The sequence below is a fragment of the Aeromonas sp. sif2433 genome, from assembly GCF_019218705.1.
Taxonomy (GTDB): Bacteria; Pseudomonadota; Gammaproteobacteria; order Enterobacterales; family Aeromonadaceae; genus Aeromonas; species Aeromonas encheleia.
In genome coordinates, this window is record NZ_JAHUXD010000003.1 from 49,811 (window position 1) to 67,213 (window position 17,403).

General features: G+C 59.5%; 19 protein-coding genes. 5 read left to right on the forward strand and 14 right to left on the reverse strand.

Annotation, left to right across the window (positions count from 1 at the left end; all coding sequences use genetic code 11):
• Positions 1–33: 33 nt before the first annotated feature.
• From KW825_RS05555 to rppH, 8 genes are all read right to left on the reverse strand, one after another.
• Complete coding sequence (locus KW825_RS05555) at positions 34–336, reverse strand: metalloregulator ArsR/SmtB family transcription factor (RefSeq protein WP_042652128.1); 303 nt, start codon at positions 334–336, stop codon at positions 34–36.
• A 48-nt stretch (positions 337–384) separates the two neighbouring features.
• On the reverse strand, positions 385–1,317 hold the full coding sequence (gene nhaR, locus KW825_RS05560; RefSeq protein WP_218291187.1) for a transcriptional activator NhaR: 933 nt from the start codon (positions 1,315–1,317) through the stop codon (positions 385–387).
• Positions 1,304–1,684 carry a hypothetical protein gene (locus tag KW825_RS05565; RefSeq protein WP_218328775.1) on the reverse strand — a complete coding sequence of 127 codons (381 nt, stop codon included), beginning with the start codon at positions 1,682–1,684 and terminating at the stop codon, positions 1,304–1,306. The genes nhaR and KW825_RS05565 overlap by 14 nt, the downstream gene beginning before the upstream one ends.
• A 20-nt stretch (positions 1,685–1,704) precedes the next feature.
• Positions 1,705–2,895 (reverse strand): Na+/H+ antiporter NhaA, encoded by a 1,191-nt coding sequence (gene nhaA, locus KW825_RS05570; protein WP_042652125.1) that lies wholly within the window; start codon positions 2,893–2,895, stop codon positions 1,705–1,707.
• A 305-nt stretch (positions 2,896–3,200) separates the two neighbouring features.
• The gene (gene thyA / locus KW825_RS05575) at positions 3,201–3,995 is read right to left on the reverse strand and encodes a thymidylate synthase (protein ID WP_042652124.1); all 795 of its coding nucleotides are present in this window, start codon (positions 3,993–3,995) and stop codon (positions 3,201–3,203) included.
• Positions 3,992–4,819, reverse strand: a complete 828-nt coding sequence (gene lgt / locus KW825_RS05580) for a prolipoprotein diacylglyceryl transferase (RefSeq protein ID WP_218328589.1) — start codon at positions 4,817–4,819, stop codon at positions 3,992–3,994. Before lgt ends, thyA begins: the two co-directional genes overlap by 4 nt.
• Before the next feature lie 67 nt (positions 4,820–4,886).
• A complete protein-coding gene (gene ptsP, locus KW825_RS05585; RefSeq protein ID WP_042652122.1) occupies positions 4,887–7,166 on the reverse strand; it encodes a phosphoenolpyruvate--protein phosphotransferase in 2,280 nt (759 codons plus the stop codon).
• Between the two features lie 13 nt (positions 7,167–7,179).
• Positions 7,180–7,707: an RNA pyrophosphohydrolase gene (gene rppH / locus KW825_RS05590; RefSeq protein ID WP_218291186.1), complete on the reverse strand. Its 528-nt coding sequence runs from the start codon at positions 7,705–7,707 to the stop codon at positions 7,180–7,182.
• A gap of 733 nt (positions 7,708–8,440) precedes the next feature.
• Here rppH and mutH point away from each other — a divergent pair.
• Entirely contained in the window at positions 8,441–9,115 is a 675-nt protein-coding gene (mutH, locus tag KW825_RS05595) for a DNA mismatch repair endonuclease MutH (protein WP_218328590.1), read from the forward strand.
• Positions 9,116–9,198: 83 nt separating this feature from the next.
• Positions 9,199–9,528: an isoamylase early set domain-containing protein gene (locus KW825_RS05600; RefSeq protein WP_042652119.1), complete on the forward strand. Its 330-nt coding sequence runs from the start codon at positions 9,199–9,201 to the stop codon at positions 9,526–9,528.
• 96 nt (positions 9,529–9,624) lie between these two features.
• On the opposite strand, the gene rplS is transcribed toward KW825_RS05600, so the two are convergent.
• The 5 genes from rplS to ffh all read right to left on the reverse strand — a co-directional run bounded on the left by rplS (position 9,625) and on the right by ffh (position 13,139).
• Positions 9,625–9,972 carry a 50S ribosomal protein L19 gene (gene rplS, locus KW825_RS05605; protein ID WP_005313505.1) on the reverse strand — a complete coding sequence of 116 codons (348 nt, stop codon included), beginning with the start codon at positions 9,970–9,972 and terminating at the stop codon, positions 9,625–9,627.
• Between the two features lie 32 nt (positions 9,973–10,004).
• Complete coding sequence (trmD, locus tag KW825_RS05610) at positions 10,005–10,754, reverse strand: tRNA (guanosine(37)-N1)-methyltransferase TrmD (protein ID WP_042652118.1); 750 nt, start codon at positions 10,752–10,754, stop codon at positions 10,005–10,007.
• Positions 10,755–10,788: 34 nt separating this feature from the next.
• Positions 10,789–11,310: a ribosome maturation factor RimM gene (gene rimM / locus KW825_RS05615; RefSeq protein ID WP_042652117.1), complete on the reverse strand. Its 522-nt coding sequence runs from the start codon at positions 11,308–11,310 to the stop codon at positions 10,789–10,791.
• A gap of 24 nt (positions 11,311–11,334) precedes the next feature.
• Entirely contained in the window at positions 11,335–11,583 is a 249-nt protein-coding gene (gene rpsP, locus KW825_RS05620) for a 30S ribosomal protein S16 (RefSeq protein ID WP_050717510.1), read from the reverse strand.
• Between the two features lie 179 nt (positions 11,584–11,762).
• Positions 11,763–13,139 (reverse strand): signal recognition particle protein, encoded by a 1,377-nt coding sequence (gene ffh / locus KW825_RS05625; RefSeq protein ID WP_218291184.1) that lies wholly within the window; start codon positions 13,137–13,139, stop codon positions 11,763–11,765.
• Positions 13,140–13,424: 285 nt separating this feature from the next.
• Here ffh and KW825_RS05630 point away from each other — a divergent pair, with 285 nt between their 5' ends.
• On the forward strand, positions 13,425–14,216 hold the full coding sequence (locus tag KW825_RS05630) for an inner membrane protein YpjD (protein WP_042652115.1): 792 nt from the start codon (positions 13,425–13,427) through the stop codon (positions 14,214–14,216).
• 40 nt (positions 14,217–14,256) lie between these two features.
• Entirely contained in the window at positions 14,257–15,540 is a 1,284-nt protein-coding gene (locus KW825_RS05635) for an HlyC/CorC family transporter (RefSeq protein WP_042652114.1), read from the forward strand.
• Positions 15,541–15,570: 30 nt separating this feature from the next.
• On the opposite strand, the gene KW825_RS05640 is transcribed toward KW825_RS05635, so the two are convergent.
• Positions 15,571–16,038, reverse strand: coding sequence for an Rrf2 family transcriptional regulator (locus KW825_RS05640; RefSeq protein WP_042652113.1), 468 nt, complete (start codon positions 16,036–16,038; stop codon positions 15,571–15,573).
• A gap of 109 nt (positions 16,039–16,147) precedes the next feature.
• On the opposite strand from KW825_RS05640, the gene hmpA reads away from it, so the two are divergent.
• Positions 16,148–17,341, forward strand: coding sequence for an NO-inducible flavohemoprotein (hmpA, locus tag KW825_RS05645; RefSeq protein ID WP_218328591.1), 1,194 nt, complete (start codon positions 16,148–16,150; stop codon positions 17,339–17,341).
• Positions 17,342–17,403: the final 62 nt, after the last annotated feature.

The following is a 17,403-nucleotide window of genomic DNA, read 5'->3' on the forward strand; positions in this document are numbered from 1 at the left end:
TAAAGCTCAAAAAACCGGCCTAGTGCCGGTTTTTTATTTATCTGCGCTGCAGTAAAGCCGGTGCAGCAAGCCTATCAACTCCCGCACCTCATGGCTGCGCAGCGAATAGTAGACCGTCTTGGCCTCTTTTCGCGTCGCCACCAGCTCATCCCGCCGCAGCAACGCCAGATGTTGTGACAGGGCCGACTGACTCAGACCGAGCCGCTCGTTGAGCTCCCCCACCGACAACTCCCGCTCTAGCAACTGACACAGGATAAACAGCCGTCGTTCATTGGCCAGCGCCTTGAGCAGCGCCACCGCACGCCCGGCATTCGCCGCCATCTCTTCCAGTTGCATCTCATCCCCCTCATGCGAGGCAAGGATCATACCCCCTGCCCCTTCCATTTAAAACGACAGGGTCGCCGGCTGGATCGTCGCGAAATCCTCCTGGCCGGCAAACAGGAAGGAGAAGTCGCTCTCGCATACCCGCTTCACCGCCGGATGCTGGATCATCCGCTCGGCGAAGATGACGTAATACTCCTCCATCAGATCCTGGGTCTCCCCCAGTAGCATCACCTCCTCCCCCTCCAGGATCTCCTCCCGATAGATGGTCGGCGCCATGAAGATACCCTGATTGAAGAAGCCGAATGCCTTCATCAGCGCCGCATCGTCGAACTCCCCCAGGATGCTGGGAGAGATGCCCTGCTGCTCGAACCACTGGGTCAGCTGGCGCCCCATGGCGGTACGACGACCGGGGATGAGCAGCTTGCGCTCCTCCAGACAGGCGGGAAAGGGTTTCTCGGGCAGCGGCGCCTTGCAGAAGAAGCTGACACCGCAACCGCCGAGCCGCTTGGAGAGCAGGCCCGCATGCTGGCTGGAATCCACCGGGCAATCGGAGAGGATCATGTCGAGCTTGTGCTCGCTCAGCTGCTCGAGCAGCAGCTCGTGAGTCGATTCGAAGCAACGCAGGTGGATTGAGCCATCGTTGGGGATGACCGAGAGCAGCACCCGGCTGGCGAGACGTTTGGAGAGCGCATCGGCGATGCCGACGTCGAACAGGATCTGGCTCTCCTTGCGATAGTTGACGATATCCAGCATCTCGTAGGAGAGGCTGAACATCTTGTCGGCGTAGCGGAACACCAGTTGACCGAGCTCGGTGGCTTCGAGGGAGCGCCCCTTGCGCATCAGCAGCTTGCCGCCCAGACGCTGCTCCAGCAGCTTGATCTGACCGGTGACGGTCTGGGGGGTGAGAAAGAGGGCCTCCGCCGCCTGGGTGACGGAGCCCTTCTTCTGAGTCATCCAAAAATAGTAGAGGTGGTTGTAATTAAGGTGTGACATCCGTTGGGGTTCCCGCGGCTGGCGGACTCCGGTAGCAGCTGAGTTCAGCCGCCAGAATGTCATACATGTCGCTGATCGAGTCAACCTTGTTTGCGGCGAACTGCGTCTGCAACCTGTGTTTGAGCTGCGCCTTGTCCGGTATCCGCTCCCCGCAGTAGCGCTTGTGGGACTTCTTCACTCGCTCCCCGGCCCGGCTGCTCAGGGCCCGCTCGGCGAAGGTCTCGCCGAACTGGGCCCTGGCCTGCTGGTCACCTAGCATGACGGCGCTGTCGACCACCCCATTGAGATAGGCGGAACAACTGCTGGATGCCACATCCTGCTGGCAATCCGCCAGGCTGCTAGCCCAGAGCGCCGGGCTAGCCAGCATGACCAACCATCCTAGTCTTCTCATAACCCCTCCGTGCTTTGATCCGCCTCCCGGTTGGGCAGCGATATCCGCAGGGCGAGATAACCGACCACGGCCGCCAGGGTGGATCCCACCAGGATCCCGAGGCGTGAGTAGCTGCCGTAATCCAATCCGCCGTGCTCGAATGCCAGCGATGCGATGAACATCGACATGGTGAAGCCGATGCCACACAGGATGCTGACCGCGAAGATCTGCTTGAAGTTGACCCCGTTCGGCAACTGGGCGATGCCGAGCTTCACCGCCAGCCAGCTGATGGTGAACACCCCGAGCGGCTTGCCGACGAACAGCCCCAGCATGATGCCAAGGGGCACCGGGCTCAGCAGGGCCGACATGCCTATTCCATCGAGGGAGACCCCGGCGTTGGCGAAGGCAAACAGCGGCAGGATCAGGTAGGCGCTCCAGGGATGCAGCGAATGCTCCAGATGCTTGAGCGGCGAGGCATAACGCTTGCCGTTGAGCGGGATCATGAAGCCCACCACCACCCCGGCCAGGGTCGCATGGACGCCGGACTTGAGCACCGCCACCCAGAGCACCAGACCGACCAGCATGTAGAGGCCGATCCTGTCTTCGCCACGGCGGTTCATCCACAGCAGGGTCAGGGTCGCCAGGACGCCGACCACCAGTGCGGTCAGCGACAGTTGCTGGGTATAGAAGAGCGCGATGATGATGATGACCCCCAGGTCGTCCATGATGGCCAGCGCCAGCAAGAACACCTTGAGGCTGGTCGGCACCCGCTTGCCCAGCAACGCCATCACCCCGAGGGCGAAGGCGATGTCGGTGGCGGCCGGGATGGCCCAACCGGCTCGGGTCACCTCGTCTTCGTAGTTGAAGAAGGCGTAGATGAGCGCAGGGGCCAGCATGCCACCCACCGCGGCGATCGCCGGGAAGGTCGCCTGCACCCGGGACGACAGCGCCCCCTCCAGCATCTCACGCTTGACCTCCAGCCCGACCAGCAGGAAGAAGATCGCCATGAAGCCGTCGTTGATCCAGAGCAACAGCGGCTTGTCGATGTCGAGGGCGGCGATGCGCACCTGCACCGGGGTATTGAGGAAGGCCTGGTAGTGCTCGGCGAAGGCCGAGTTGGCCAGGCCAATGGCCAGCAGGGCCGCCAGGATCAGAATTATTCCGGAGGCCGACTCCAGTTTGAGAAATCTTTTGAATACGTCACTCATGGTCTAACTGTCCACAATATTGCATTTTTTTCAGTCTAGAGTCGAAGTGAGCCAATGAAAAATCGTTTCTAACTGCCATTAACAACGGGAAAACCGAAGGCAAAAATAAAGCCATCTGCTATAAGCATGTTTTCACATGCCTTTTCCCAGCTATCTAGTCATTCATGAAAATGCATAAATATTTTATTGAGTGCGTAAAAAAGGCGCCCTGAGGCGCCTTTCAAGCGGATTCAGTCGAACCCCGCCTCGATGTCGGATGGCGCTCCCACTCAGGGAATAGCTCGCCACCGACGCGAAAGCCCGGATCAGATGGCGACGGGCGCCTTGATGCCGGGATGGGGATCGTAGCCCTGGATCTCGAAATCCTCGAACTGGTAGTCGAAGATGGAGTCCGGCTTGCGCTTGATCACCAGCTGCGGCAAGGGGCGCGGCTCGCGGGAGAGCTGCAGCGCGGTCTGCTCCATGTGGTTGGAGTAGAGGTGCACGTCGCCACCGGTCCAGACGAAGTCCCCCACCGCCAGATCGCACTGCTGGGCCATCATGTGGGTCAGCAGGGCGTAGCTGGCGATGTTGAACGGCAACCCGAGGAAGACGTCACAGCTGCGCTGGTAGAGCTGGCAGGAGAGCTTGCCGTCCGCCACGTAGAACTGGAAGAAGGCGTGGCAGGGTGCCAGCGCCATCTTGTCCAGCTCACCCACGTTCCAGGCCGAGACGATGATGCGGCGCGAATCCGGATTGTGCTTGATGTCATCCACCGCCCGCTGGATCTGGTCGATGACGCTGCCATCGGCCGCCGGCCAGGAACGCCACTGGGCGCCATAGACCGGGCCCAGATCGCCGTGCTCGTCGGCCCACTCATCCCAGATGCTGACCCCGTGCTCCTTCAGATAGGCGGTGTTGGTATCGCCATTGAGGAACCAGAGCAGCTCGTGAATGATGGAGCGCAGGTGGCACTTCTTGGTGGTGACCAGCGGGAAGCCGTCGGCCAGATTGAAGCGCATCTGGTGACCGAATAGGGAGACGGTGCCGGTGCCGGTACGGTCGGATTTGACCGTGCCCTCATCCAGGATCTTCTGCATCAGGTCGAGATAAGCCCTCATTGTTTAGCCTCCTTCCCGGCGTTACCGAACAGCTGCGGCCGCTTGTAGGCGACCCAGATCATCAGGGCGCCGATGATGATCATCGGGGTAGAGAGGATCTGGCCCATGCTGATCTCCTGGAAGTAGAGACCGAGCTGGCTGTCCGGCTGGCGCACGAACTCCACCAGGAAGCGGAACAGACCGTAGCACAGCAGGAACATGCCGGAGATGGCGCCACGGGGCGGATTCTTGCGCCAGAACAGGTTGAGGATGATGAACAGCACCACCCCTTCCAGGGCGAACTGATAGAGCTGGGAGGGATGGCGCGGCTCCGGGCCCGCCTCCGGGAAGATGATTGCCCAGGGCACGTCGGTGATCCTGCCCCACAGCTCGCCGTTCATGAAGTTGCCGATGCGGCCGACCCCCAGCCCGAACGGGATCAGCGGCGCCACGAAGTCCGCCACGGTGAAGAAGTGGCGCTTGGTCTTGTGGGCAAACCAGATCATGGCGGTGATAACCCCGATCAGGCCACCGTGGAACGACATGCCGCCGGTCCAGATCTTGAACAGATAGAGGGGGTCTGCCAGGAAGAGGTCGAAGTTGTAGAACAGCACGTAGCCGACCCGGCCACCCAGGATCACCCCGAGGAAGCCGTAAAACAGCAGGTCAGAGACCTCGTTGCGGGTCCAGCCGCTGTTCGGCGCATCGGCGCGACGGCCCGCCAGCCACATGGCAAAGGCGAAGCCAAACAGGTACATGAGACCATACCAGCGTACCGATAGTGGTCCCAAACTGAATGCTACGGGATCAATCTGCGAGAAAACCCAATATCCATCGTGCTGCATAGTGCGGCCCCAGTCATAAGAAAAGCCGCATTCTCCGATCATTCGTCAGCTGGAACAAGACTGAATATCAATCGGGCAGCTTGGCCTTGTGGCCCGCGCGCAACAAACCGCCGAGGCCGTGCTCTTCCAGATAGCGGGCAAACAGGCCGCGCAGCACATGGGGGTTGTCGTGCTTGAGGCCATCGGCCATCAGGGCCTTCAGCTCGCCGAGATTGGATTGGCGCAGCACGTACTTGATGCGGGAGATGTTGTGGGTATTCATGCTGAAGCGGCGGTAGCCCATGGCCAGCAGCAGCAGCACGCCGACCGGATCCCCGGCCAGCTCGCCGCACACCGAGACCGGCTTCTGGTAACGGTGGGAGGCGTCGACCAGCAGTTGCAGGGCGCGGATCACCGCCGGATGGAAGGCATCATAGATGCTGGCGACCCGGGCATTGTTGCGATCCACCGCCAGCAGATACTGGGTCAGGTCATTGCTGCCCACCGACCAGAAGTCGATGAGGGGCGCCATCTCCGGCAGGATATAGAGGGCGGAGGGCACCTCTATCATCACCCCCAGGCTGGGGTAGCGGATCACGGCATCGCGGCTGGCGGCCTCTTCCGACACCTCGCGCCAGGCCTGATCCAGCAGCCGGCGGGAGGCCCGGATCTCGCCAACGCTGCTGATCATCGGCAGCATGATGGCCAGATTGTCCAGCCCTTCGCTGGCGCGCAGCATGGCCTTGAGCTGGACCAGGAACAGTTCGGGGTGATCCAGGGTGAGCCGGATCCCCCGCCAGCCGAGGAAGGGATTCTCCTCGACGATGGGGAAATAGGGCAGTTGCTTGTCGCCGCCCACATCCAGGGTGCGCATGCACACCGGACGATCGCGATAGGTTTCCAGGATGCCGCGATAACGCGCGGTCTGCTCCCACTCGGAGGGGAAGCTGTCTTGCAGCATGAAGGGGATCTCGGTGCGATAGAGCCCCACCCCGTCCGCCAGATGATTGAGGGAGATCTCGGTGTCGGCGCTGAGGCCCGCGTTGAGCAGCAGCGATACCGGCGTGCCGTCAGCGGTCTCGGACGGCTGATGATCCACGGTGCGCACCAGGGTATCCAGCGCCCGCTCCTCATTGAGCAGCTGCCGGTACTCGGTCAGGATCACCTGATTGGGTTCGATGAAGAGATCGCCGCTATAGCCGTCGACCACCAGGGTACGACCGCCGATGTCGCCGAGCGGCAGATCCACCCCCATGATGGCCGCGACCCCCATGGCGCGGGCCAGGATGGCGGCATGGGAGTTGGTCCCCCCCTTCAGCGAGACCACACCGCTCAAGAATTCGCGCGGGATCTCGGCGAGTATGGTGGCGGTCACCTCGTCGGCGACCAGTACCACCGGCTCCCCTATGGTGAGTTGCTCAGGCTCATCCTGCACCAGGCGGCTGATGAGCCGCTGGGCGATGTCCTTCACATCGGTGGAACGCTCCCGCAGGTAGGGATCCTTCATCCCCTTGAACTGCTCTATCAGCCGATCGCTGATGAGCTTGACCGCGGAGATCGCGGTCCAGTGTTCCTTGCTGACCTTGTTGCGGATCGGCTTGATGTAACCGGGATCGTTGAGCAGGTGCAGATAGATGTCGAAGATGGCGACCGAATCCTGGCTGTAGCTCTCGCGAAAACGCAGCGCCAGGCTCTCCAGATCGTGGCGCACCTCCTCCACCGCGAGCTCGAGGCGCGCCAGCTGCTTGCCGTGCTCCTCGTCCTTGCGCGGGGTGATGCTGTTGAGCGCCTTGCGCGGGCGCCACACCCAGGCCTTGGCGATGGCGATGCCACTGGCCCCAGCGATGCCGCGCAGCGGCTTGCTCCAGTCGGTCTTCTGCAGCCAGCCCTTGGCCTGGGCCTGGGCGATGCGGGCCGCCAGCTGCGCCGCCAGCGTGACCATGAAGGACTCTTCCCCTTCATCGAACAGCCGGCTCTCTTTCTGTTGCACCACCAGGATGCCCACCACCTGGCGCTGATGCATGATGGGGGCACCGAGGAAGGAGCGAAACGCCTCTTCGGCGACATCGGGCAGGAACTTGAAACTGGGGTGGGAAGGGGCATCGGCCAGGTTGATCAGCTCTTCCCGCTGACCCACCAGGCCGACGATGCCCTGCTCGAACGGCAGCGTGGCCTTGCCCACCGCCGACTCGGCCAGACCATCGGTCGCCGCCAGACGATAACGGCGCATGTCCGGTTCGGCGACGTAGACGGAGCAGCAGTCCACCGTCATGGCGAGCCGGGTCTGGCTCACCAATGCCTGCAAGGCCTGCTCGAGGGTGTTGGCCTCGGCCATGCTCTCGACGATGCGTCTGAGTTCCGTCAGCAACTAGCTGTGCTCCTTAGCGAGAGCGGTTGCGCCGCCCATCCTTTCGATTAACTTGCACCACGGGTACCGGCATGGCCAGCGGGGCAAACTCCTTCATCACCCGGCGGTAGACTTCCCGCTTGAAGGAGACGACCTGACGGACCGGGTACCAGAAGCTGACCCAACGCCAATCATCAAATTCCGGGTGACCATGACAGCCGAATTGGATCCTGGACTCTTTGCCCGGATCGAGCTGCAACAAAAACCATTTCTGCTTTTGGCCAATACAGACCGGTGAACTGTCCCAGCGAACGAGTCGTTTGGGTAAGCGGTACTTCAGCCAGTTGCGACTGGTCGCCAGTATGGTCACATCGTCTTGCCTGAGGCCTATCTCCTCGTACAGCTCACGATACATGGCCTGTTCCGGCGTTTCACCATCATCAACTCCCCCCTGCGGAAACTGCCAGGAGTGCTGCCCATAGCGCTTAGCCCACAATACTTGTCCGTCACGGTTACAGATCACGATCCCGACATTGGGACGAAATCCGTCACCATCTATCACGTGATCACCTTATAAAGGCTGAATCTATAAAGAGATTGTTCCACATTCACTCCGTGGCAGCAAACAGGGACTGCAGTCGGCCACTCATGAATAACTTAGCATTTCAAGCCAAGTTATAAACAAATCTGAAGATCAAGCTCTGCGAGTTGCCCACCCAGACTGTGCATAAGCCTGTGATCAAGCGGGTATATACAGTAGTTTTATACTAAGACATCCAGTCATGCCGTATCATACCCGATTCGTTAAAAAACAAAATATTCATTTAAATACATAGAGTTAATATTTTAGTGCTGGATCAAGATCCATGTCTTTTGCCACCGAGGATCCTGGCTGTCAATTGTGAACAAGTTCGACTGCTCAAAGATCCACCAAGGCTAGTTTATCCACAAGGATGGCGCATTATCTGCACCGATATGGCGAGAAAAATCGGTGCACTCTCACATTTATTTCTGATAGCTGGCCCTTCATCACCACTTTATGCCAGTTATCCAAGATTTCTGTGGATAACTATGTGCAACAGCCAGGCCAAACCCTTGGACAACTTATTGCAACCGGGATCCTGCGCTCGTGACGACTGGAGAAAGAAGTCAAATTCCTTTAAAATCATTGCCATAGATGATGATCCACAATCTTGTCCACCCTGTGCACAGCCGAGCAAGGATCGGTTATAAAAACAGCGATCCTCCGCGAGGATCAGACTTGCTAGACTCATCCCCTCTAACAGGAGTCCTCCATGCCCGCCAAACCCCAGTCAGAGCAGGAATTGCTGGCTCGCGCCTACGCCATGGCGGGCCTCACCCTGGCCCAGCTCGCCGCGACCGCCGGGATCCCGGTGCCGCACGATCTTAGGCGAGACAAGGGCTGGATCGGCCAGTTGATCGAATGGCAGCTGGGGGCCAGTGCGGGCAGCAGGCCGGAGCAGGACTTCCCGGATCTGGGCATAGAGCTCAAGACGATCCCGGTCGATCCTCAGGGTAAACCGCTGGAGACCACCTTCGTCTGCGTCGCACCGCTCATCGGGATCAGCGGCCAGCGCTGGGAAGAATCGAACGTGCGCAACAAGCTGTCGCGGGTGCTCTGGATCCCGGTGGAGGGAAGCCGCGACATTCCCGTCGGCGAACGCCGGGTCGGCATGCCGCTGCTGTGGAGCCCGAGCGAGGAAGAAGATCGGCTGCTGCGTCAGGATTGGGAGGAACTGATGGACATGATAGTGCTGGGGGAAGTGGAGCAGATCAGCGCCCGCCACGGCCAGGTCATGCAACTGCGCCCCAAGGCGGCCAACAGCAAGGCGCTGACCCGCGCCATCGGCCGCAACGGCCAGCCGATCCAGACCCTGCCGCGAGGCTTCTACCTCAAGATCGATTTCACCCATCAGCTGCTGCGGCGCCACTTCGCCCTGCCCCTTTGATCTCGCTTATAAACATCCTTGCCATAAAGTGGTATAAAAATAACCAGACACACTTTCTTCGCAGCTAATGACAAGGAGGCTTCATGCCGATAAACAAGCAGTTTCTCAAGTCGCGTCCCGAGGTCAAGGTGACCTTTGCAGTGGAAAAAGAGGCCGCGGGCGAGGCCGAACAGGTCTTGCTGCTGGGGGAGTTCAGCCAGTGGCAACCCATTGAACTTAAACGGATGAAGAGTGGGGAGTTCAGGGCAACCCTCAACCTGCCCACCGATGGCCCCAGCCATTTCGAGTACTGTTACCAGCTGGTGCAGCCGGATGGGGAGAGCCACTACGACAATGACTGGGCGGCCGATGACTATGTGCCCGGCCCCTTCGGACGGGACAACTCGGTGATCCGGGTCAGCCAGCCAGGCTGAGTCGCGCCGGCACGCCCGGCACCGGATACAAAAAAGGCTCGCCATTGGCGAGCCTTTTCACTACCTGTCGATATTTCGACACCAATTCGAATCGAATTAGTTGAGCTTCTCTTTGATACGAGCAGCTTTGCCGGACAGGTTGCGCAGGTAGTACAGTTTGGCGCGGCGAACATCACCACGACGCTTCAGTTCTACACTGTGGATCAGCGGAGAGTGAGTCTGGAATACACGCTCAACACCTTCGCCGTTGGAAATCTTGCGAACGGTGAAAGCAGAGTGCAGACCGCGGTTACGCTTGGCAATGACGATGCCTTCGAAAGCCTGCAGACGCTCTTTACCACCTTCTTTAACACGAACTTGAACACGTACGGTGTCGCCCTGGGCAAATGCCGGGATGTCGGTACGCAGTTGCTCTTGTTCAAGCTGCTGAATAATCTTGCTCATTGTCTTTCCTTACCTAGGATAAACTGAAAACTCTACTTAACGCTGTCACGCACTTCGCGGACATACTCGGCAAGAAGTGATTCTTGCTCGTCAGTCAGAGCTAGGTTGTTAATAAGTTCCGGCCTTCTCTGCCAGGTTCGTCCGAGCGACTGCTTGAGACGCCAGCGTCGAATCACTTCGTGATTGCCGCTTGTCAGCGCCTCGGGCACCGCCAATCCATCCAACAACTCCGGCCGAGTGTAGTGGGGATGATCCAGCAGGCCATCCGTAAAGGAGTCCTGCTCGGCACTGGCCTGATCACCCAAGACCCCGGGGACCAGACGCGAAACCGCATCGATCAGGGTCATGGCAGGCAACTCGCCACCACTTAACACGTAATCACCGATAGACCACTCTTCGTCGACTTCGGTTTGGATCACGCGTTCATCGATACCTTCGTATCGACCGGCGACCAGAATCAGTTTCTGACTCGTCGCCAACTCGGTTACGCCCGCTTGAGTCAGCTTGCGCCCCTGAGGAGAGAGATAGATGACTTTCGCCCCGTCTCCCGCCGCTTGCTTGGCCGCATGAATTGCATCACGCAGCGGCTGCACCATCATCAGCATTCCAGGCCCACCACCATAAGGACGATCATCGACCGTACGGTGTTTGTCGTGGGTGAAATCCCGAGGGTTCCAGCACTCAATCTGCAGCAGGCCACTCTTGACGGCCCGACCCGTTACCCCGTGCTCGGTAATGGCTCGGAACATTTCCGGGAAGAGGCTAATCACCCCAATCCACATAAGAAACCTCCGGCACCCGTGTTAGCGCGGGAAACTAGAAACCAGGATCCCAATCAACTTCGATTGTGCGAGCAGTCAGATCAATATTCTTGATCACCTGCTCTTCCAGGAACGGAATCAACCGCTCCTTCGCACCGAAGGCATCTTTTACATTGGCCTCAACCACCAACACATCGTTGGAGCCGGTTTCCATCAATTCGGTCACCTTGCCCAGGTCGTATCCCTTGGTGGTCGATACCGAGCAACCAATCAGGTCACGCCAGTAGAACTCACCTTCAGGCAACGCAGGCAACAGATCGGCGGGGACGCCAATCTCGACATTGGTCAATGCCAGGGCATCTTCACGCAGATCGATACCATCGATCTTGCAAATCAGACCCTTGTTGTGACGCTTCCAGGCCGAAACCTTGAGCTCACTCCATACCCCGTTCTGATTGATCAGCCAGGGGTTGTAATCGAAAATCGCTTCGGCAACATCGGTGAAGGAGTTCACTTTAAGCCAACCCTTGATGCCGTATACGGTACCCAGGGTGCCCAGAACTATAGGTTTTTCCACCTTAACTCCTTACCGTTTGGCTGATTAAGCAGCTTTGGCAGCGTCTTTGATCAGCTTGGCAACGCGGTCAGAAACAGCGGCACCAGTAGCAACCCAATGCTCGATACGAGCCAGGTCCAGCTTCAGCTTTTCAGCGTTGCCGGTAGCAACCGGGTTGAAGAAACCAACACGCTCGATGAAACGACCATCACGGGCGCAACGGCTGTCGGAAACTACTACCTGGTAAAACGGACGCTTTTTCGCGCCACCACGTTGTAAACGAATGGTTACCATATCGTCCTCATAAACATCTAATGAACAAGGCCCGCAAATACGCGGACCCTAGCTTAAAATAAGCCGCGTAATTCTACTTGGATTCGTAATAATTGCAACCAAGCCAGCCATTTTTTGCACAGGGATTCTCATGAAAAAGGCTCACCCCGGTGAGCCTTTCTTGCCGGTGGGCAGAAAAATCAGAACGGGCCGCGGCCCCCTCCGAATCCGGGCGGCAGCATGTTCTTCATCTGGCCCATCATCTTGCGCATGCCGCCCTTGCCGGACATCTTCTTCATCATGCGCTGCATCTCGGTGAACTGCTTGAGCAGCTTGTTCACGTCCTGCACCTGCATGCCGGAGCCCGCGGCGATGCGGCGCTTGCGGGAGCCCTTGATCAGATCGGGATGGGCACGCTCCTTGGGCGTCATGGAGCTGATGATGGCCTCCATCCGCACGGTGAGCTTGTCATCCATCTGATCTTTCACGTTATCCGGCAGGCCGGACATGCCGGGCAACTTGTCGAGCATTCCCATCATGCCGCCCATGTTGCGCATCTGGGCCAGCTGCTCGCGGAAATCTTCCAGGTCGAAGCCCTTGCCACTCTTGACCTTGTCGGCCAGCTTGGCGGCTTTCTCCTTGTCGACGGTGCGCTCCACTTCCTCGATCAGCGACAGCACGTCGCCCATGCCGAGGATGCGGGACGCGAGTCGGTCCGGGTGGAACGGCTCCAACGCCTCGGTCTTCTCGCCCATCCCGATGAACTTGACCGGCTTGCCGGTGATGTGGCGCACGGACAGGGCCGCACCACCACGAGCGTCACCGTCCGCCTTGGTGAGGATGACACCGGTGAGCGGCAGCGCCTCGTTGAAGGCCTTGGCGGTGTTGGCCGCATCCTGACCCGTCATGGCATCGACCACGAACAGGGTCTCGACCGGCTTGATGGTGGCGTGCAGATCCTGGATCTCCGCCATCATCTCGCTGTCGACGTGCAGACGACCGGCGGTATCGACGATCACCACGTCATAGAACTTCTTGCGCGCCTGATCGATGGCGGCGGTGGCGATCGCCACCGGCTTCTGGGTCACGTCGCTGGGGAAGAAGTCGACCGCGATGTCGCTGGCCAGGGTCTCGAGCTGCTTGATCGCCGCCGGGCGATAGACGTCGGCACTGACCACCAGCACCTTCTTCTTGTGGCGCTCCTTCAGCAACTTGGCCAGCTTGGCCACTGTCGTGGTCTTACCGGCACCTTGCAGACCCGCCATCAGTATGATGGCCGGCGGCTGGGCGGCCAGGTTGAGCTGCTCGTTCGCCTCGCCCATGACGGAGACCAGCTCGCCATGCACTATCTTGATGAACGCCTGGCCCGGGCTCAGGGACTTGGCCACTTCCTGGCCGACGGCCCGCTCCTTGACCCGCGCCACGAAGTCACGCACGACCGGCAGGGCGACGTCCGCCTCGAGCAGCGCCATGCGCACTTCACGCAAGGTATCCTTGATGTTCTCTTCGGTCAGCCGACCACGGCCACTGACATTGCGCAGGGTGCGCGAGAGTCGTTCAGTCAAATTCTCAAACATGACGCATTCCGGTTCTTGGCGTAACAAATGAGGCATTATACCCCAGTCAGCACTATGAGGACGATTACTCACCGCTTGCGGTGGCTAGCTGCCATCGAATGGACAGGTGAAATAAATGGGGGGCATTATACCCCAGTCAACGCCAGAGGACGATTATTCGCCGCACGGGGTGACCACCTGCTACTTATATATGGGCAGTTAGCCCCTGGCACAACTGGCGAGCATATCTTGTGCAAGGTATACTGCCCCTCTTATCCATAAAGCTTGCTTAACAACGACCTGGTTATGATCGTGATCTCTGTTCTGGCCCTGGCGTTTTACCTGCTGGCCATCATCGCCTCGCTGCACCTGCTGCTCAGTGCCAAGCCCGTCGGGCAAGTGTCGCTGTTCGCCTGTGTCGGCCTGGCCCTGACCGCCCATGGCATCGCGGTGGGAAGCGAAGTGCTGGCCACTCACTCCGGCCAGAATCTCAGCATGTTGAATGTCGCCTCCCTGGTCAGCCTCATCATCAGCTGCTTCATGACCTGCGTCACCCGCCGCTTCAACGGCTGGATCCTGCTGCCCGTGGTCTACAGCTTCTCGGCCTTGCTGCTCGCCGCCAGCGCCCTCATTCCCGGTCGCTACATCACCCACCTGGAGGCTCACCCCCAGCTGCTGCTGCACATAGGGCTCGCCCTGATGGCCTACTCGGTGCTGATGATCGCCTGCCTGTTCGCGCTGCAGCTCGCCTACCTGGACAGACAGCTTAAATCCAGAAAAATTAGCAACTTGCCAGCCATGCCTCCGCTGATGACGGTGGAGAAGCGGCTGTTCCAGCTGATCTCGGCTGGCCTGTTCCTGCTGACGCTCTCCATCGCCTCCGGCCTGTTCTTTCTGGAGGACATGTTCGCCCAAGGCAAGTCCCACAAGGCGGTCCTCTCGATCCTGGCCTGGTGCATCTATGTGCTGCTGCTGTGGGGTCACCACACCCGTGGCTGGCGCGGTCGCAAGGTCATCACCCTGAGCCTCATCGGCAGCGTCATCCTGACCCTGGCCTACTTTGGCAGCCGTTTCGTCAAGGAAGTCTTGCTGAGCTGATTGCTCAACCCTCACCCACACATCCAACAGGAGCCCCTTCTTGGACAGTATCTCAACGAGCACATTACTGATTGTTCTCGTTATCTTGATCCTCTTGTCTGCTTTCTTCTCAAGTTCCGAAACCGGCCTGATGTCCCTCAACCGCTACAAGTTGCGGCATCTGGCCCAGACCAAGCACAAGGCTGCCCGTCGGGTAGAAAAACTGCTGGCTCGCCCGGATCGCCTGCTGGGACTGATCCTCATCGGCAACAACCTGGTCAACATACTGGCGTCCGCCATCGCCACCATCGTCTGCATCCGGCTGTTCGGGGATCTCGGGGTCGCCATCGCCACCTTCGGCCTGACCCTGGTGGTGCTGGTGTTCGGGGAGGTTACCCCCAAGACCCTGGCGGCCATGTACCCCGAGAAGATCGCCTACCCGGCCTCCTGGGTGCTCAAGGGGTTGATGGTGCCGCTCTACCCCTTCGTCTGGCTCATCAACGGCATCACCACGCTGCTGCTCAAGCTGATGCGGTTGAACCACACCAAGGATGCGCACTCCCTCAACCCCGAGGAGCTGCGCACCATAGTCAACGAGGCGGGCAGCCTCATCCCCCAGCACCACCAGGAGATGCTGCTCAGCATTCTGGATCTGGACAAGATGACGGTGGAAAACATCATGGTGCCGCGCAGCGAGATCGCCGCCATCGACATCAACGACGACTGGAAAACCATACTGCGCCAGCTGGCTCACTGTGCTCACACCAAGATCCTGCTCTATCGCGACAATATCGACGACGTTGTCGGATTTTTACACGCACGTGACGCCCTCAGGCTGGTTGCCAGAGATCAGTTCAGCAAGTCCAGCCTGCTGCGGGAGGTCGATCCCATCTATTTCATTCCGGAGGGGACGCCACTCAACGTGCAGCTGGCCAAGTTCCAGCGCAACAAGGAGCGGATTGGACTGATCGTCGACGAATACGGCGATATTCAGGGGCTGATCACCCTGGACGACATACTGGAGGAGATAGTCGGCGACTTCACCACCTCCATGACACCGACGCCGAGTGACGAGGTCCACCCCCAGCCGGACGGCTCTTTCCTGGTGGAAGGCTCCGCCAGCATCCGCGAGCTGAACAAGGAGATGAACTGGCACCTGCCCATCGACGGCCCCCGCACCCTCAACGGGGTGATCCTGGAGTACCTGGAGGAGATCCCCCAGCCCAACATCAGCGTCAGGCTGGCAGGCTATCCGATCGAGATCCTCGAAGTGGAGAACAACATGGTGAAAATGGCGCGGATCATACCGCATCTATACCGTGACGAGTCGGGTTACGAGGATTGAAAAAAGGCTGCCGATGGCAGCCTTTTCGTCTCACTCGCTCTCTTCGTCCGGCTCCAGCACCAGGGTCGGGATCAAGTCACCAAACACCTTCTGCAGCTCGTCGCGATTGGCCAGCAAGTCTTGCAGCGTGTAGCTGTCCATCACCGCCAGGAAGGCGTTCATCGCCTCCTTCAAGGCATTCTTCAGCAGACAGACCGAGACGATGTGGCAGGCGGGGGAGTTGCAGTCGATCCCGTCCAGGTTGCCTTCCAGCGCCCGGATCACCTGGCCGATGTTGACGGTGTCCGGCGCGCAGGCCATGCGGATCCCGCCATTCTTGCCACGCTGGGACTGCAGATAGCCCAGCTTCACCAGCTGATTCACCACCTTCACCATGTGATTGCGGGACACGCCGTACAGGGCGGACACCTTGGCCACGCTCGACAGCTCCCCCTCCGGCAGGGTCGCCAGATAGAGCAGGGCTCTCAATCCAAAATCGGTATAACTCGTTAGTCTCATAGTGCCTATGGCGCATAGCGCAAAATTGTTTGTTGATTCAGATCAATTAAACATCTAGGATGCAACTTATTAAGTGACATTTTAAATGCTCAATTAGTAAGGACCTCTTATGTTAGATCAAGCCACCATCGCCGTCATCAAAAGTACCATTCCCTTGCTCGAATCGGCGGGGCCTGCCCTCACCCAGCATTTCTATCAGCGCATGTTCAGCCACAACCCCGAGCTGAAGGATATCTTCAACCTGGCGCACCAGCGCAGTGGTGGCCAACCGCTGGCCCTGTTCAACGCCGTCGCGGCGTACGCCAAGAACATCGACAATCTGGGTGCCCTGGCCGGCGCGGTGGAGCGCATCGCCCACAAGCATACGGGCTTCATGATCCAGCCGGAACAATATCACATTGTAGGTAGTCATCTCTTGGCCACGCTCAAAGAATTGGGCGGTAGTGCGGTCACCGACGAGGTGCTGGATGCCTGGGGCAAGGCCTACGGGGTGCTGGCCAACATCTTCATCGGCCGCGAGAGCGAGATCTATCAGGAGAAGGCATCGCAGGCCGGTGGCTGGCAAGGCCCTCGCCCCTTCCTCATCAAGGAGAAGCGGGTGGAGAGCGAACTCATCACCTCCTTCGTGCTGGCCCCCAGCGATGGCCAGCCCGTGCTGCACTTCAAGCCGGGTCAATACCTCAGCATCCAGCTCAACCACCCGCAGCTGGAATATCAAGAGATCCGCCAGTACTCCCTCTCCGATGCACCCAACGGCCGTGACTACCGCATCAGCGTCAAGCGCGAGGCGGATGGCCAGGTATCCAACCTGCTGCACGACCAGCTGCGGGTCGGTGATGAGGTGGCGCTGATGCCACCGACCGGCAACTTCTTCCTGCAAGCCGACGCCGGCACGCCCGTGGTGCTGCTCTCCGCCGGGGTCGGTCTCACCCCCATGCTGAGCATGCTGAACCAGCTGCTGGCCAACGGGCACGACGCCGACATCCGCTGGTTGCACGCCTGCGAACAGGGTGCCTTGCACGCCTTCAAGGAGGAGATCCGGGAGAAGAGCCGGCAGCACGCCAGATTGCAGAGCCGGGTCTGGTATCGCGCACCCGCCGAGCAGGACGTACAGGGAGAAGACTACGACTTCGACGGCACCATGGAGTTGGAGCAGGTCGCGGCGCTCATCCCGGCCAACGCCCATTACTACTTCTGCGGCCCCCTCGGCTTCATGCAGGCGGTGAAACGGCAGCTGCTGGCCTTCGGCGTCGCCGAAGAGAGGCTGCACTACGAGGTCTTCGGCCCCCATCAGGATCTGTGAGCCCTCACTCTCGCTCATGATGCGATGCAACAAGGCCCACGAACGCAGGTTCGTGGGCCTTG

Coding starts and splice junctions, on each gene's coding strand:
- hmpA (WP_218328591.1), top strand. CDS start 16,148: ATGTTAGATCAAGCCACCATCGCCGTCATCAAAAGTACCATTCCCTTG.
- trmD (WP_042652118.1), bottom strand. CDS start 10,754: ATGTGGATTGGGGTGATTAGCCTCTTCCCGGAAATGTTCCGAGCCATT.
- KW825_RS05565 (WP_218328775.1), bottom strand. CDS start 1,684: ATGCTGGCTAGCCCGGCGCTCTGGGCTAGCAGCCTGGCGGATTGCCAG.
- KW825_RS05555 (WP_042652128.1), bottom strand. CDS start 336: ATGCAACTGGAAGAGATGGCGGCGAATGCCGGGCGTGCGGTGGCGCTG.
- KW825_RS05600 (WP_042652119.1), top strand. CDS start 9,199: ATGCCGATAAACAAGCAGTTTCTCAAGTCGCGTCCCGAGGTCAAGGTG.
- KW825_RS05640 (WP_042652113.1), bottom strand. CDS start 16,038: ATGAGACTAACGAGTTATACCGATTTTGGATTGAGAGCCCTGCTCTAT.
- rpsP (WP_050717510.1), bottom strand. CDS start 11,583: ATGGTAACCATTCGTTTACAACGTGGTGGCGCGAAAAAGCGTCCGTTT.
- ffh (WP_218291184.1), bottom strand. CDS start 13,139: ATGTTTGAGAATTTGACTGAACGACTCTCGCGCACCCTGCGCAATGTC.
- mutH (WP_218328590.1), top strand. CDS start 8,441: ATGCCCGCCAAACCCCAGTCAGAGCAGGAATTGCTGGCTCGCGCCTAC.
- thyA (WP_042652124.1), bottom strand. CDS start 3,995: ATGAGGGCTTATCTCGACCTGATGCAGAAGATCCTGGATGAGGGCACG.
- nhaR (WP_218291187.1), bottom strand. CDS start 1,317: ATGTCACACCTTAATTACAACCACCTCTACTATTTTTGGATGACTCAG.
- nhaA (WP_042652125.1), bottom strand. CDS start 2,895: ATGAGTGACGTATTCAAAAGATTTCTCAAACTGGAGTCGGCCTCCGGA.
- rplS (WP_005313505.1), bottom strand. CDS start 9,972: ATGAGCAAGATTATTCAGCAGCTTGAACAAGAGCAACTGCGTACCGAC.
- KW825_RS05630 (WP_042652115.1), top strand. CDS start 13,425: ATGATCGTGATCTCTGTTCTGGCCCTGGCGTTTTACCTGCTGGCCATC.
- lgt (WP_218328589.1), bottom strand. CDS start 4,819: ATGCAGCACGATGGATATTGGGTTTTCTCGCAGATTGATCCCGTAGCA.